The organism is Stieleria neptunia (genome assembly GCF_007754155.1).
GTDB lineage: Bacteria > Planctomycetota > Planctomycetia > Pirellulales > Pirellulaceae > Stieleria > Stieleria neptunia.
In genome coordinates, this window is record NZ_CP037423.1 from 9,969,505 (window position 1) to 9,986,106 (window position 16,602).

At 58.6% G+C, this 16,602-nt stretch carries 9 protein-coding genes; 5 read left to right on the forward strand and 4 right to left on the reverse strand.

Features of this window, described 5'->3' with window-relative positions:
• Nucleotides 1–73: 73 nt before the first annotated feature.
• From Enr13x_RS34400 to Enr13x_RS34410, 3 genes are all read left to right on the forward strand, one after another.
• Entirely contained in the window at nt 74–817 is a 744-nt protein-coding gene (locus tag Enr13x_RS34400; protein WP_145391410.1) for a hypothetical protein, read from the forward strand.
• 10 nt (nt 818–827) lie between these two features.
• Nucleotides 828–1,652 (forward strand): hypothetical protein, encoded by an 825-nt coding sequence (locus Enr13x_RS34405; RefSeq protein ID WP_145391411.1) that lies wholly within the window; start codon nt 828–830, stop codon nt 1,650–1,652.
• A gap of 204 nt (nt 1,653–1,856) precedes the next feature.
• Entirely contained in the window at nt 1,857–2,885 is a 1,029-nt protein-coding gene (locus Enr13x_RS34410) for a DUF1593 domain-containing protein (RefSeq protein ID WP_145391412.1), read from the forward strand.
• Between the two features lie 21 nt (nt 2,886–2,906).
• Here Enr13x_RS34410 and Enr13x_RS34415 read toward each other — a convergent pair whose 3' ends face one another.
• Nucleotides 2,907–3,794 carry an SHOCT domain-containing protein gene (locus Enr13x_RS34415; protein ID WP_145391413.1) on the reverse strand — a complete coding sequence of 296 codons (888 nt, stop codon included), beginning with the start codon at nt 3,792–3,794 and terminating at the stop codon, nt 2,907–2,909.
• Between the two features lie 335 nt (nt 3,795–4,129).
• Between Enr13x_RS34415 and Enr13x_RS34420 the strand changes: the two genes are divergently transcribed.
• Both Enr13x_RS34420 and Enr13x_RS34425 read left to right on the forward strand, forming a co-directional pair.
• Complete coding sequence (locus Enr13x_RS34420) at nt 4,130–8,674, forward strand: DUF6797 domain-containing protein (RefSeq protein ID WP_145391414.1); 4,545 nt, start codon at nt 4,130–4,132, stop codon at nt 8,672–8,674.
• Nucleotides 8,675–8,776: 102 nt separating this feature from the next.
• Nucleotides 8,777–11,080, forward strand: coding sequence for a glycoside hydrolase family 2 protein (locus Enr13x_RS34425; protein ID WP_145391415.1), 2,304 nt, complete (start codon nt 8,777–8,779; stop codon nt 11,078–11,080).
• Nucleotides 11,081–11,198: 118 nt separating this feature from the next.
• On the opposite strand, the gene Enr13x_RS34430 is transcribed toward Enr13x_RS34425, so the two are convergent.
• The 3 genes from Enr13x_RS34430 to Enr13x_RS34440 form a co-directional block, all read right to left on the reverse strand.
• Nucleotides 11,199–12,644, reverse strand: coding sequence for a sulfatase family protein (locus Enr13x_RS34430; RefSeq protein WP_197456221.1), 1,446 nt, complete (start codon nt 12,642–12,644; stop codon nt 11,199–11,201).
• A gap of 314 nt (nt 12,645–12,958) precedes the next feature.
• The gene (locus Enr13x_RS34435) at nt 12,959–14,470 is read right to left on the reverse strand and encodes a sulfatase family protein (protein ID WP_145391417.1); all 1,512 of its coding nucleotides are present in this window, start codon (nt 14,468–14,470) and stop codon (nt 12,959–12,961) included.
• 876 nt (nt 14,471–15,346) lie between these two features.
• Nucleotides 15,347–16,210, reverse strand: coding sequence for a GxxExxY protein (locus tag Enr13x_RS34440; RefSeq protein WP_145391418.1), 864 nt, complete (start codon nt 16,208–16,210; stop codon nt 15,347–15,349).
• Nucleotides 16,211–16,602 lie beyond the last annotated feature (392 nt).

Consider the following 16,602-nt stretch of genomic DNA (forward strand, 5'->3'; position numbering starts at 1 on the left):
CCCCGCGAAGCCCCGATCACCCGCGAAGCCCAGATGGACCGCGACTGGATTGCCTGCGATCGGCCTCATCCTCATGCTGGTCGTCGCAATGCTGGGCCTGGATCGTCCCCATTGCCAAGCCGGTGTTCTTGGCGGATTGCGAAACATTCGACAGCTCGCCGGTGAAGACAAGTTCGAAGTCGATTTCTTTATTGCCGCAGACAGCAGCGGGCTCAACACCGTCGGCTTGGATTTGGATCTCGTTGAGCTAGACATTTTCAACAGCACCGTCAATTCCACTGCGCTGGCCGGCGTCGCACCATTGGCCGGTGATCCAAACGCTTACTCCAGGGTCACGTTGGGTTTGACCGCTCCGTTCGACGCTTGGCTCGACGGAAGTGACCAACAGCGTTTTGGGCCTGTAACCCGTAGCGATCCGGCAAGAGCCGTGTGGAGCGCCTTTGATACGGGTAGCCCCAGGTATCCAATGACGAACTCGGCTCCGTTTCAGTTCGGTACATTTACCTTTGATTACTCGGGACTCGGACTCGGAATCGGCGATTCGATCACTTTAGATATTACCGGGAAGGTTGATCCAAACGACAATTCATTAAGAACGTCTTCAGCCGCCGTGTTCCCGATCGGTGGTGACTCCAAGGTGCTCAACTTCGAATTCGGAACCGTGGGCGAAAGTTCACTGACCTTCACGCTGACATCTGGCAGCGGCGGTGGTGGTGGAGGAAGCGGAGGCGTCGTTCCCGAACCCGGTAGCGGCTTGACCCTGCTGGGACTGGTCGGTTTGTCATGGACCACACTGCGAAGACGGAAACCCCGATAGGTTGATGGATATGAAATCGTTTCGTGGGGCCTGGCTCAACAGGCTGATCGCGGTCCCCGCCTTGATTGTGATGACGCTGGTCGCTGACCGGCGCGCGGAAGCCGATGTGATCGCTCGTTTCGATTTCCAAGGCAATGACTACACCGACGATCCGTCCAACACACTCGGTGCCAATACGGGTTTGAACCTTTCCAACAATGCTTTCGTTGCGGGAACAACGATCAGCGACCTGCAGTTTTCTCCGAACCTGAATCCGACGGCGGCGCTGGGTTTTGGCGCCGAAGCCTATGACGATGCGCTCGGATTCAGCACGGATCGAAATGACGATCGGTCATTCGCGGATACCAATCAAGCGGTCTACTTTGAGGTCGACGTGCAGATCGGATTCCGGCTCAACCTCGAATCACTGAGCTTTGACTCACTGAAGACGCGGGGGACGAATATAGACGATGCAAGTGTGACCTACTCCCTGTTCGTCAACCCGGCGGGCGATCCCGCGATCAATGGACTTCGCGGAGCGACCGACTTTGTCCGCAATCTATCGCACGATCACTACGCGCCTGGCGAACCGCAGGCCGAATCGACCGGCGGTAGTTTTTCGACCGGGACCTGGAATACCGGACCGCTCGATTTGAGCGACTTCCAAGGCTTAACAGGCACCAACACCGTCGCGCTTCGGCTGTACGGCAGCGAGGGCGTCGACCAAGACTTCGGCATCGACAATCTGATCCTTAGCGGCCAAGTCACCGCGATCCCCGAACCCACCGGCACCTGCGTCCTACTGCTGGGCATCGCCGCGTCGACCTACCGCCGACGCCGATCGACTGCCGTGTAACAGCAATGGATGCCTGGTGCTTTGTCAGCTTTCAATTTTCGAGCCTGCGTTTGTCGAGCGGAAAAGGGGTCACGCGGCGCCCCTCGCTGACGCGTTCGGGCTAACATCATCGCTTTGATTTCTGAATATCGATTCAATCGACGGACCGGCAAGCGGCCGGGCCTGTAAGTCTTTCACCGTTTCGTCGGAGCAAGCAAGTTGACCATGCGCTGTCTCTTTTTGATCGCATTGCTCGTCGGATTTGTTGCCGACGCCCTGCCTGATGCCTCGTCCGCAGACGAGCGTCCGCGTTTATTCGTGTTGACCGACATCGGCGGTGATCCCGATGACCAGCAGTCACTGGTCCGGTTGATGGTCTACAGCAACGAATTTCAGATCGAAGGACTCGTCGCTTCCGCATCGGGAACACCTGGAGAATTGAAAGTTGCGACGACACGAACGGACTTGATCCGCAACACGGTGTCGGCCTATGGAAAGGTCCGCCGCAATCTGGTTCGACATGCCCAAGGATGGCCCGAAACCGAATCGCTGCTGAACGTCATCAAGTCCGGCAATCCGCAACGGGGGCGTCAGAACATTGGTGAAGGGCATGACACGGAGGGGTCGGCACTGTTGATCGAACGTGTCGACGCGGGATCAACAGATCGTCCGTTGAACATCACGATTTGGGGAGGCCAAACGGACTTGGCCCAGGCACTTTGGCGTGTACGAAAGGATCGTGGCGCGGATGGCTTGGCAGAATTCGTCAAGCGATTTCGCGTCTATGACATCGCCGATCAAGACGGCATCGCCGATTGGATGCAGTCTGAGTTCCCAGGGATGTACTACATTCTCAGCAAAGCCAAGGCGGGGACCGACAAACGCAACGCGACCTTTCGCGGCATGTATCTGACCGGCGACGAATCGCTGACATCGCGAGCATGGATCGAAGCGAACGTGCGATCGACCGGGCCGCTCGGCCAGCTTTATCCGACGAAAACCTGGACCAGCCCGAATCCCCACGGCTGCATGAAGGAAGGCGACACGCCATCGTGGTTCTTCTTTTTGCCCCAAGGCCACAACGCCCCATCCGATCCGACACAACCCGGCTGGGGCGGCCAGTTTGATCGAGCCGCCGACGGTTGGTATCGCGACGACCAGCCGACAACGGATCACCGCCTTTCGGTCAGTCGCTGGCGAGGCGAATTCCAGCAAGACTTCTCGCGCCGCATGTCGTGGTGCATGGATCCGTAAACCGGCCGTCGCCGACGCTCGCTACAACCGCGAGAGCAACTCGCTTTTCTTGGTGGCGAATTCTTCGTCGGTGATGTAACCCTTTTCTTTCAGAGCCCCGAGTCGTTCGAGTGTCTCGATCACGTTTTCTCGTGACTCAGGGGCTGCGGCGGAGCCGTTGGACGCACTTGGCGGTGCAACGCTGGCGGGTTGGCTTTCGACCGGTTGGCTTTCGGCGGGTGCCGGGGCAGGACCGGTGGTCATCGACGGCGCCGGCGCGTTCGGCGGCGCGTGAGCCGAACCGTCGCGCGAGATCACCGGCAGCGTCGACAGGTCAACGGTCCCGTACTGGCTGGTGAAGGTGATCGATTGCCCGCCGCCCTGCTGCTGGCTGAAGCCGCCGATCTGATGGTCCAGGGTGTCGTACACCCAGGGCGTCCCACCGGTCGTGACCGCCAGCCGATGCGAATCGGCAAAGTAGGCGTAACGCAGACTGTTCTGCGACCCCAACGAAGTCGGCGACCCCAGTTCCTTCGGCCACCAATTCGTCGACGGATCGGGGACAAACAGACTGTTGGACGAGCCCATCTGACCGCTCGCCTGAGCCTGGGAACTCATCCCGTTCTGACTTTGCGATTGAAACGATCCGCTAAACGGCGTCGATTGATGGTTCGCCAATTCGTTGGAGATATCGCTGCACAGGTTGTTGACTAAGTTTTTTAGATTGTTGTTGAACAGGTCGCTGACCATGGTCATCCCGCCCCGCATCCATTGGCCGGAGCCGCAGAATTCGGGATGGCTGAACTGGGCCATCGTTCCGTTGCCGTTGTAAACGGCGATCAACATGTGGGTCACTGCGTCGGTGGAAAGGCCGTAACGGCTGGCGAGTGACTGGACGATTTGTTGTCCCGTCGGGGAGAGATTTGGCATCTTCTTGCAAGGGTTGGAAATAGAGTCATCCCGGGAAATCCCCGATCTGACCGAAAAACAGTTCGCGTCGCCGGCCTTGGAATCATTTCCACAAACGCAAGTGTTCAGAAATCGAACGAACTCCAGAGCCTAGCAGATTCACAAAGAAAATGAATGTCCCTATTTGAGTCGGATCTTCGAATAATTCCCCGGACCGCGAGCCGATCATTCAGCCATTCGCTTCACTCACCACAAAATCAGAGAACGCGGCGTGTCTGCGCTGGATACCTGTCACCTACAATGGTCGCAACAAAATAAAATCGGCTTCTACCAATCAGTGCAACACTCCATCATCCATGGCCAATCTACGAGTTTTAGTCACGATCCTACTCGGCGTCGCCGTCACCACGCAATGTTTCGCCGAAACGCCCGCCAATTTCCGCGACGAGAATCTGGTCGCCTGGTGCATCGTCCCCTTTGACTCGCAAAAACGCGATCCGGCCGAGCGTGCCGAGATGGTCAAGCGGCTCGGATTGCGTCGCGTCGCCTACGATTGGCGTGCCGAACATGTGCCGACGTTCGAAGCAGAGATTCTGCAATACAAAAAACACGGGATCGAATACTTTGCATTTTGGGGGTTGCACGACGATGCGCTGAAATTGTTCGAAAAGCATGGTCTGCGCCCCCAAATCTGGCAGATGCTCGGTTCGATCGAAGGGGAAACGCAAGCGGAGCGCGTGCAGACCGCCGCGTCGCGATTGCTGCCGCTGGTCGAACGGACCGCAAAACTGGGTAGCAAACTGGGGCTGTACAACCACGGCGGTTGGGGCGGCGAGCCGGAAAACATGATCGCGGTCTGCGACTACCTGCGCCGGCATCACGACGCCCAGCATGTCGGCATCGTTTACAACCTGCACCATGCTCACGAGCACCTCGACGATTTCGCGGCGGTTCTTAAGCAACTCAAGCCGTACTTGTTGTGCCTGAATCTGAACGGCATGACCCGGAACGGTGACCAGCACGGCCAGAAAATCTTGCCGCTGGGCGAAGGCGAATTCGACGTTCAGCTGCTCACCGCCGTCCGCGATTCCGGCTACGACGGCCCCGTCGGTATCATCGGCCACACGCAGGACGATGTGGAGCTTCGGCTGCAAGACAACCTTGATGGTTTGCATTGGTTGCTGCCGCAAATCGATGGCCGTCCGGCCGGCCCCAAGCCAACACTTCGTACGTATTCACCCGAAACGGCACCACCCAAGCGAGCCTCGGAGACCGTCGGAACGTTGATCGACGGACGCCCGGAATACCGACGACCGCCGATCACCGTCGAGTGCCGAGTCACGTTGCCCGATGCAAACGGGTACAACATCCTGGTCGCCAGCGACACCAAACGATCGGGCGACCATTGGGAGATTTTTTCGAACAACGGCACCGGCAACTTCACCGCCTACCTGCCCGGGATGCAACCCGATCACGTTCATTCCCAGGCGATGATCTGCGATGGCAAGCCCCATACTGTGTCGATGATCTACCAGCCGGATCGCGTGCGGTTGCTGGTCGATGGCAAGCCGGCCGCCGATCAGCCGATTCGATCGACCGGCCGCGATGGACGTGCGGACAAACTGGCGATCGGTCGACTGGTCGAGGGCGGAATCGGTTGTCGTGGCCAAGTCCACTGGGTGCGAATTTCCAAGGGAGTGCGAGACATTCCCGCCGATCCCGTGATCGATGCCACCCAAGACGACACGACGCTGCTGTTGTGGCGCAGTGAGAAACTTTCACCGCGGGACGGGGCGCAAGGACCGCCGAACGACGCCGCGCGGCTGGACTTCAAAAACCGAGACTACTCACCCGAGTTGGTCTCCGCGTTGGTCGCGAAAGCCCGCGCCGATGGCGATCCACATCGAGGCTTGCTGACGTTTGCCAATGCCAATTCGGCGTGCCTGTCTTGTCACCGCATCGGTCATCACGGTGGCAGCGTCGGTCCGGATTTGACGTCGATCGGCAAGCAACGGAAACCCGAGGAATTGGTCGAATCGGTGCTCTGGCCGAAACGGCACATCCCACCCGAATACGTCGCCCACTTGGTCCTCGATGAATCCGGACAGACCCACCAAGGCTTTCTGGTGCGCGAGGACGAACAGCAAATCGTGCTTCGCGATCCGACGGCCAACCAACCGACGGAGATCGCGATCCCGATCGACGAGATCGTGTTGCAGCGCGAAGTCGGCACGCTGATGCCCGACAATCTGGCCGGTGCGATGTCCCCGGAAGACCTCAGCGGTCTGCTGCGGTTCCTGTTCGCCTTGGGGACCGACGACGGATTGCCGAGCTACGAGATGGACACGCTGCTGGCACATGCCCAGGCACACTCGCATGGACCGGTGGAATTTCCGATCGAACGACGACCGCTAAAACCCGAACACTGGCCCAGCTGGCAGCATCACGTCAATCGCGATCGAGTGTATGACTTCTACGCCAAACAAGCGGACTTTTTTCGTCAACAACCCGCGGCCCCGCCGCTGCTGGCCGAGTACCCCGGGCTCGATGGCGGCGATCAGGGTCACTGGGGAAATCAAAACGACACGACTTGGGCCAACGACCGATGGAACCAGACCGAACTCGGCAGCCTGATGTGCGGTGTCGTCCGCGTCGGCAAGACGACGATCCCTCGTGGCGTGTGCGTGCGTGTCGGCGAACACGGTGAACTGGCAACCTGTTTCAATCCCGACACGTTGACCTACGACGCGGTTTGGCGCGACGGATTTGTCACCTTCTCTTCGCACCGACACGGCTTCTTGGACGGACTGAAAATCGACGGCGAACGACTCAGCCAGCCACGGCAACCGAAACCCGGCCAGCCGTTTCAATACCTGGGCTTTTACCGGATCGGCGAACGAACGGTGTTTTCCTATCGCATCGGAAATGAAACCTTCCTCGACGCGCCCGATGTCAAAAACGGACGCTTGGTTCGCGTCGTTGCGCCGGCCGAAGAACATCCGCTGCGCCATCAATTGAAAAACGCGCCGACCCAATGGCCACAAACCATCGAAACCGAAATCCAGTTCGGATCGGCGAAACCCTACGCGGTGGACACGATCGGTTTGCCACTGGAAAACCCATGGAACGCCTTGCTGTTTTGTGGCGGCCATGCGTTCTTGCCCGACGGTTCCGCACTGGTCTGCACGATGCAGGGCGACGTCTGGCGGGTGACCGGCATTGAGTCCCCATCGACCAAAGCGACATGGCGACGGTTCGCGTCCGGGCTGCACCACCCCTTGGGCATCGTGGTCGACCAAGACGGCATCTTCGTCTTGGGCCGCGACCAGATCACACGTCTGCACGATCTGAACGGCGACTTCGAAGCGGACTATTACGAATGCTTCAGCAACGCGTTTCGAACGTCCGCGGCCGGACACGACTTCATTTGCGGTCTGCAACGCGACTCGCGCGGCAACTTCTACATCGCCTCAGGCAATCAAGGTCTGGTCCGCATCTCACCGGACGGCCAACGGGCCGAGGTGATCGCGACCGGATTTCGCAACCCCGATGGCCTGGGCCTGCTGCCCGACGGAACCGTGACCGTCCCCGCCTCGGAAGGCAGCTGGACCCCCGCTTCGATGATTTGCGCCGTTGCCAACACGTCAGTTCCCAGCGACGCGGCCCGCTTGCCGACACGTGAAAACGAGCCGGTGCCCCACTACGGCTACGGCGGCCCACGCGACGGCCAAACCCCGCAACTGCCGTTGGCCTACCTGCCGCGCGGACTGGACAATTCCAGCGGCGGCCAGGTCTTTGTCGAAAGCGATTCCTGGGGTCCGCTGTCGGGTCAACTGCTCCATTTCTCGTTCGGCGCGGGCTCACATTTCCTGGTGCTTCGTGACCACGTCAACGGGCAAGCCCAAGCCGCGGTCGTGCCGCTGCCCGGCGAGTTCCGCTCGGGCGCCCACCGCGGACGCTTCCACCCGATCGACGGCCAACTGTACGTCAGCGGCATGCAGGGGTGGGGCTCTTACACGCCCGACGACGGTTGCTTCCAACGCGTGCGTTACGACGGCGGCGATGCCCAACTGCCGACCGGATTTCACGTCCATGAAAATGGAATCGCCCTTTCGTTTTCCATGCCGTTGGACGCCGCGACGGTCGCCGACCCCGGCAATCACTTCGCACAAACCTGGAACTATCGCTACGGTCCGGGCTATGGCTCCCCCGAGTTTTCGACACGGCACCCCGGCGTGCGCGGACACGATCGTCTGCCGATCCAATCCGCCCATGTCCTTGCCGATCGTCAAACCCTGTTCCTCGAACTACCTGAACTCCAGCGAGTCAATCAATTGCACCTGTCCGTGCAATCGTCGCCCGATCAGTTTCATCAGTTGTTCATCACCGTTCACGAACTCGACAAGCCCTACGCGGATTTCCCGGGTTACGTCTCAATTCGCAAAACGATCGCCCCCCATCCGATCCACGCGGATCTTGCCATGGCGACCCGCAGCGTGCCCAACCCGTTTCAAAAGAAGCTTGCCGGGGCACGCGAGATCGAGATCGAAACTGGCACGAACCTGTCTTACGCGACGCGCTCGTTTCGGGTCAGCGCGGGTGAGCCGATCGGATTGACGCTGTCCAACCCCGACGTCGTCCCGCACAATTGGGCCTTGGCCAAACCCGGAACGATCGAGCGTGTCGGCGTCTTGGCGGACCGATCGATTTCGGATCCCGAAGCGGCGCTTCGTCATTACATCCCTTCCACCACCGATGTCTTGGCATACACCGACGTGGTGCTGCCGGGCGAGCAATTTACGATTTATTTCCAAGCCCCCACACAACCCGGGCATTATCCCTACCTGTGCACGTTTCCGGGACACTGGAAAGTGATGAACGGAGTCATGATTGTGGAGTAGATCTGACAACATCTCTAAACACTCCGACGGCGTGTCTCATTCTGAAGACGGTTTGGCTTGCTAGAATGCCAAGTCCAATTCTCCCACACGAGACTGCCCCCCATGCCCCATCGATCGTCACTCGCGACGCACTTGAAGTGCGGATCGCGACGCGTGCTACTGACCCTGTCGTTCCTGCTGGTCACCGGTAGCATTTGCCATGCCCAAGCCATCAACGACACCTGGCGTTACACGCTCCGCAAGCCCGCCGCCCAATGGCAGTCAGATCGATTCGATGATTCAGACTGGCAGGAAGCCGGCGGCGGATTCGGCACCCGAGACACGCCGGGGGCGCGGGTCGGAACCGTCTGGGCCACCAACGACATCTGGCTGCGAAAATCGTTTGACTTGCAGGCGATGCCCAACAATCCCGCCCTGCTGATTCACCACGACGAAGACGCCGAAATCTTCCTCAATGGCACCCCGATCGCCGAGCTGGAAGGCTACACCACGCAGTACCAAGTCGTCTCCATCGACCAACAGAAACAATCCGCGTTGAAACTCGGTCGTAACACCTTGGCCGTTCACTGTCGTCAAACCGGTGGCGGCCAGTTCATTGACGTTCACGTGGTCGACGGCGACAACGTTCCCAAGCTGCCGGCTCCGCCACGCGACACCAAGCCGTTTCAATCCGAATTGATCACCACCTGGGGCGCGGACGTCACGCCTGAAAATGCGTGGACGGAGTATCCCCGTCCGCAATTGCGGCGAGACCACTGGATCAACCTGAACGGCAACTGGGACTATGCGATCACGCCGGTCGAACAAACCCAGCAGCCGGACCAGTGGGACGGCGAGATTCTGGTGCCCTACTGTTTGGAATCAAAACTCGGCGGCGTGCAACGGCTGCTCGATGCGACCGAAGCACTTTGGTATCGCCGCACGTTTTCTGCAACGCCCTCCGCAGCCAAGCGGACGTTGCTGAACTTCGAAGCCGTGGATTATCGCTGCCAGGTTTACGTCAACGGCCGCTCGGTCGGCAAACACCAAGGTGGCAACACGGCGTTTACATTTGACGTGACCGACGCCTTGAAAGATGGTGGCAATGAGCTGGTCGTGCGCGTCGAAGATGAAACCGAGAACTTTCAACTGCGCGGCAAACAAACACTCAACGCCCGCGGCATCTGGTACACGCAGGTTTCGGGAATCTGGCAAACGGTTTGGTTGGAGGAAGTCTCATCGAGCCACATCGGGGATCTGAAGATCGCCACCGACGCCGAAGCCGGCACGATCACCGTCACCCCGACGGTCACCGGCAACGGCAAGGTCCAGGTTGTCGTGAAGGACGGCGACAACGTTGTGGCGGAGGGTTCGGGAAATGACGCCATCGTGCTGACGATTGCCGATGCCAAACTCTGGTCGCCCTCTTCACCGCACCTGTACGACATCGAAGCAACTCTGGTCGGCAGCGACACAGCGACGCTCGACCGCGTCGCATCTTATGCAGGCATTCGCAGCGTCGGCAAAGTCAAAGACGCCGACGGACACTGGCGATTCACACTCAACGGCGACACCCTGTTTCACTGGGGACCGCTGGACCAGGGATGGTGGCCCGACGGCTTGCTGACGCCCCCGTCGGATGAAGCGATGTTGTTCGACATCCGATGGCTCAAAGACGCCGGATTCAACATGATTCGCAAGCACATCAAGGTCGAACCGCGACGTTACTATTACCACTGCGACCGACTGGGCATGATGGTCTGGCAGGACCAGGTCAGCGCTGGCAACAACCCCAAGTGGACGCGTCTGCAACGCGACCCGGAGGACGCCGAGTGGCCCGACCGGCACCACCGACAGTTCATGGTCGAACTGGAACGCATGATCGCGCTGCTGGAAAACCATCCATCGATCGTGGTCTGGGTGCCCTTCAACGAAGCCTGGGGACAACATCGCACGCTCGAAGTCGGCAAGTGGACCGTCGATCGTGACCGGTCACGATTGATCAACATCGCCAGCGGCGGAAATTTTTGGCCGGTCGGAGATGTCGTTGACGCACACGCGTACCCCCACCCCGAGTTCCCGTTTCACCAAGGCGACGGCGGACGCTTCGATGACTACATCAAAGTCATGGGAGAATTCGGAGGTCACGGCTATCCCGTCAAAGGCCATCTTTGGGACGCCAATCGTCGCAACTGGGGCTATGGCGGATTGCCGCAAAACGAAGCCGAATACAAAGCCCGCTACGTCACGTCATTGAAGATGCTGAACGAACTGCGTGGCCAAGGCATCGCCGCCGGTGTTTACACCCAGACGACCGACGTCGAAGGCGAGATCAACGGTTTGATGACCTACGATCGCAAGGTCATCAAGATTCCGGCGAAGGAATTGGCGCAGTTGCATCAGTTGTTGTTTCAATCGAGCAAGTAAGACGCCCCCGCCTTGCCGATGTACGACGTCCTTTCCAGGTCGTCGTCGGGAGTCCAGCGGACGACGGCCCGGAAGGGCCATCGTACTGGAGAAACCGGTCGCTCCTAAGCCAGACGGCCTAAAGGCTAGACACCAACGTGTTGATCTGCTGCTTCAGTTTCGGATTCAAGAACCCGGCGTCCTGCGCTTGTGCGTAGTCGTGCAAACGACCGGCCAGTTGACGAACGACGTCCCGATTCTGTTCCAGGTCGATGGAATTTTTTAGTTCGTCGGGATCGGTTTGCAAATCGAACAGCCAAGGGCGTTCGGACACCGAGAGCACGAGTTTGTAGCGGTCGGTGATCACCGCAAACCAAGATGGCTTCAGTCCCGACGATTGAATGATCGCGACGTCGTCCCATTTCGCCTGGTTTTGACCGGTCAGCAACGGTGACGCATCGCGACCGGCCGTTCCCGTCGTCGCTTGTTTTCCAAGCAACGACAACAGGGTCGGGGCGAAGTCGACCGTGCCGAGCGCCTGGTCGACGCGCGTTCCCGCCGGGATCACCCCCGGAGCGGCGATGATCATCGGGATCTTCGCACTCGCCTCATACGGGTTGCCCTTGTTCAGCCGTCCGTGTTCGAAACACAGGTCACCATGATCCGAGGTGAACACGATGATGGTGTTGTCGGTCAACTTCAGTTCCGCCAACGTTTCCAGGATCTGACCGACGTTGTCATCGATACAGCGGACCATGCCGAAGTACATCGCCATCAACGCCGGGTTGAATTTTGCCGCCGAGTTTTTGCCTCCGACCGCTGCCCAAGCCGGATTCTCTTTGGCCATCGAAAACGACAGGGGCGCACGAATCACCCTGTCGGCAAACATCGTGTCGTAGGGCGGGCGAACCGTGTTCGGTCCATGCGGATCGGGCAGGCTGAGGTGATAACAAAACGGCTCGTCGGCGTGCTCGCGGATGAAGTCCATCGCACGATCGGCCAACCAGTCGGTTGCAAAGGTCTGGTCATCGGCGTCGCCGACGTTGTAGCTGGGCGCGTCGTTTTTGTCTCGCGCACCGACTCGTGGGCCGGCGTCGGTCAACTGGAAATTCTTCCAATGTCCACGGTTGAACATGAACCGATTGTCGCTGAAACCAAATTGACGTCGCGGCGCCCACTGCGGTTTGCCGGGTCCGTCGAGGTGCCATTTGCCGGCGTAACCGGTGGCATAGCCGTCGCGCCGAAGCACTTCGGCAAAGGTCACGATGTCACTGTCCATCGGCTCATTGTTGGTATGGCTGCCGGTCTGGTGCGGATACAGCCCGGTGAAGAACGCGGCGCGGGAGGGCGTGCAAACCGGGCTGGTCGCATAAAACGACGTACAGATGGCGCCGCGTCGGGCAATCGAATCGATCGCCGGAGTCTCGACGAAGGCCTCTTTGCCCCACACCAATGCTTGCTCCTCGGGCAGCGTCTGGCGATAACAACCCAGCGTGCGGAAATTGTGCTCGTCGGTCTGAATGATCAAAACGTTACGAGGCTCGTCGGCTCGTGACGCTGGACCAGCCAGCAGACCGGCCAACATCACCAGGAAAGCGGCCGAGAAAAGGTAGCTTCGATTCAACATGAGGTCTCTCGGTAGTGGGTGGTGGGTGATAGGAAAGGGTTTTCGTCACGCTCCGTCGGGACGTCAATTGTATAAATGTCGGATTTGATCGTAGCGCAAGGCGCCAAGACGATTGCACGCCGGCCCTCTCTGGCGTTTGCTTGCTGCGCAAACGCCGTCTCTCCCAGAGGGAGAGAATCGAATTGGTTGCCAAATCGCGCAGTAAAAGAACCGATGCCCCCTGGGAGGGTCGAGCGAAGCGAGGGGAGAGTGACGTTCCACAGCGGTTGCATTCAGTACTTTCCGTTGGTTCCAAACATCTCCACTTTCGATGGCCTTGGACGCACGCGGACGCTGTGATCCGGTTCACCCGTCACGCGATCGAATTCATCCGGCGTTCGTCGCGTCGGCAAATAGTCGCCGGTCTCGTTGCTCCAGTCCTGCAAGGCGGCTGTCAAACGATCACGGGCACTTTGGTAGGCGGGGTCGTTGATACGATTATGCAACTCGCCGGGATCACGCTGCAGGTCATACAGTTCCCACTTGTCGCGTGGTGCCCGAAAGCACGTTTGCTGATGCGGCACCAGTTTGCCAGCCTGTTGCAGTCGCAGCATGTTTTGCCAACTCAGTCCCCGCCCGGCATCGGCCGAGGGCGTCGGCGGCAGATCGACATAGTCGTTGCGAATCAACTTGTACTGCGGTGTCATCACGCTGCGGGCGTGATCTTCGTAATCGTGCCAGTGGTCTTCGGCGAAGGCGAACGCGCGATGCGGCTGCGTCGGATCGTGAAGCACACGGACAAAGCTTTGCCCTTCGGTCGCAAGTGATGACGGGGAACCGGCAAGCTCCAAGAACGTCGGCGCGATGTCCACGGCGCTGACCAGCGCGTCGGTCGTCACGCCGGGCTTGACGGCTTGCGGCCAGCGAACGATCCAAGGCGTGCGAATGCCGCCGTCGTACAGCGTCGTCTTGTCGCGTGGAAACGGGCGTCCGTTGTCGCTGATGAACAAGATCAAGGTGTTGTCCGCGACGCCCTGTTGTTTCAGCTTTGCGACCACTTTGCCGACGTAGGTGTCCAGCCGACCGATTTCGTCATAGTACAGTCGCAAGTCTTCGCGGACGTCCGCGGTGTCGGGCAGATGGGCCGGCACGATCACGTCGTCGGCGCGATGCGGCGGGTCGAGGGCTCCGTCGGTGTATTCACGATGTGGATCGAGAGCGGCCAGCCAAAGGAAGAACGGTCGATCGAGAGGCCGATCCTCGATCGCTTGTTCCCAGTCCTCGCATCCGCTGGGTTGCTTGGCGATCATTTTTGGCGGTTGGCCGTCCTGCCCCGATGGCAACACAAAACCCGCCGTCGACGCTTCGTAAATCCGGTCGAAATGGTCTCGCACCGCATCGCCGAGGTGCCACTTTCCGGCCGCGGCGGTGTAGTAGCCGAGCTTTCGCAGTTCGGCAGAAAAGGTCCGACTGCCCTCGGGCAAGGGCCAGTGCAACTGTTCGGCCCCCGTGTTGTGCGGATACTTGCCGGTCAAAATGCTCGACCGCGAAGGGCTGCATGAGTTGGTGGTCAGATAAGCGTGCTTGAACCGCAGCCCTTCGGTTGCCAGACGGTCGATGTTCGGCGTGCGAATCGCCGGGTGACCGTAGGCGCCGCAGTCATCCCAGTTCATGTCATCGGCGATGATCAAGACAAGATTGGGAGGGGCCGCGATCAGATGGCCGGCCCCGAGCCCGACGCAAGCTTGCAGAACAAAGGCAAAAAAGCCCCCGGAGGTAATGGATCGTTGGATCGGTCGTGTCATGGTTCCAGGTGCAAGACTCAGATGGAGAAATCGAAGGTGAGTCCACCATTAGACACCAAACAGCCCGCCGATGCCCCCGTCGAGTGCCCCGTTGAAAATCAATTCGCGTGGCCCTCCCCGAATCGTCAAACACGCCACAGGAGGCCCTGAAAAACATCAGCCGTCAGCGCGCGTCCGAGAGAGAGGTAGGAAAATTAAGGGTAGGAAGAATCCCAACCACAACCGTTGCCCCGTTTATCACAATTCTTTCCAGCATCCGTTTTCCTACCCAAAATTTTCCTACCTTCAACACTCCCCACCGCTCGTCCACACGCCTTCAAGCACGCCGCCGGAGCATCCGCGGAGCAGCAGGCCTCAGCGCACGTCCAAGAGAGAGGTAGGAAAATTGAGGGTAGGAAGAATCCCAACCACAACCGTTGCCCCGTTTATCACAAGTCTTTCCAGCATCCGTTTTCCTACCCAAAATTTTCCTACCTTCAACACTCCCCACCGCTCGTCCACACGCCTTCAAGCACGCCGCCGGAGCATCCGCGGAGCAGCAGGCCTCAGCGCACGCCCGAGTTGAGAGGTAGGAAAATTAAGGGTAGGAAGAATCCCAGCCACAACCGTTGCCCCGTTTATCACAAGTCTTTCCAGCATCCGTTTTCCTACCCAAAATTTTCCTACCTTCAACACTCCCCACCGCTCGTCCACACGCCTTCAAGCGCGCCGCCGGAGCATCTGCGGAGCAGCAGGCCTCAGCGCACGTCCGAGAGAGAGGTAGGAAAATTGAGGGTAGGAAGAATCCTAGCCACAACCGTTGCCCCGTTTATCACAGATCTTTCCAGCATCCGTTTTCCTACCCAAAATTTTCCTACGTATCAAAATCTCGACGGCTCATCTTTGGATTGTTGTCATTGTCACTTCGTGGTAATCAATGTTGATCCAGTGAAGGGCATCCAATGGGCTTGCTCGAAGCAGTCGTGAAAGTTGAGAGGAGTAACCTCTGGGAAATTTACTGAATGCGGTTAGACGAAACGCTGAGTCAGCCGTAACAAGATGGAACCGCTGATTCCCCAGCTCCCTACCCCGGCGATTCATCGGAAGCTTGACACTCTCTTGCTCTCTCCCTCCCAGCAAGTGGACGATCGCTTGTTGATAGAGCGGTAACTCAAGCCCTGTCCCCCAATCACTGAGCAATGCTTCAATTAAATCAACCAAGCTTTGCGGTCCGTGATACCGCTCTTTCGTAGTTGAAAAGCATCGGCGACTTGAACCGGACAATGGTGAATTGACGAACTTGCTATCCACCGAATTTGGACGAAAATTAACCAGTTTTCCGCGTTCAATGTCCAGGAGCAACAGATAGTTCAACAGTTGCCCCAAATGTTCTTTCGTCAATTCAGCAACCGTCTTCAGTTCGTAGACCGCCATGTCGTTGACGACCAGATCCAGCTTGTATGTTTTGCTGAAAGATTCGAACCGCACCAACACTGGTACTTCCCGAGCAACGTTGAATCCTGAGCCATCCAGCCTTTCGAAAAAGTCTGATTGGTAAATAATTTCGTCTGCAAGGCTCCCAAGGTCCCGTTGAGAGGAGAAGGCGTGCGCCATGACCGTGTAGTCCAGTGTGGCGAACTCCTCTGTACTCAGTGGGTGAAAGTCGATTGGACAGGTGATCGGCATGACCGTCCTCCGGAGGCAGTGGAAGATCTGGGAGCGGAAAATGCAATTAAAATAGCCGATGAGTTTGCCACGCATCTTTCCAGCATCCGTTTTCCTACCCAAAATTTTCCTACCTTCAACACTCCCCACCGCTCGTCCACATGTCTTCAAGCGCGCCGCCGGAGCATCCGCGGAGCAGCAGGCCTCAGCGCAGGTCCGAGAGAGAGGTAGGAAAATTGAGGGTAGGAAGAATCCTAGCCACAACCGTTGCCCCGTTTATCACAGATCTTTCCAGCATCCGTTTTCCTACCCAAAATTTTCCTACCTTCAATACTCCCCACCGCTCGTCCACACGCCTTCAAGCACGCCGCCGGAGCATCCGCGGAGCAGCAGGCCTCAGCGCAGGTCCGAGAGAGAGGTAGGAAAATTGAGGCTAGGAAGAATCCCAGCCACAACCGTTGCCCCATTTATCACAAATCTTTCCAGCA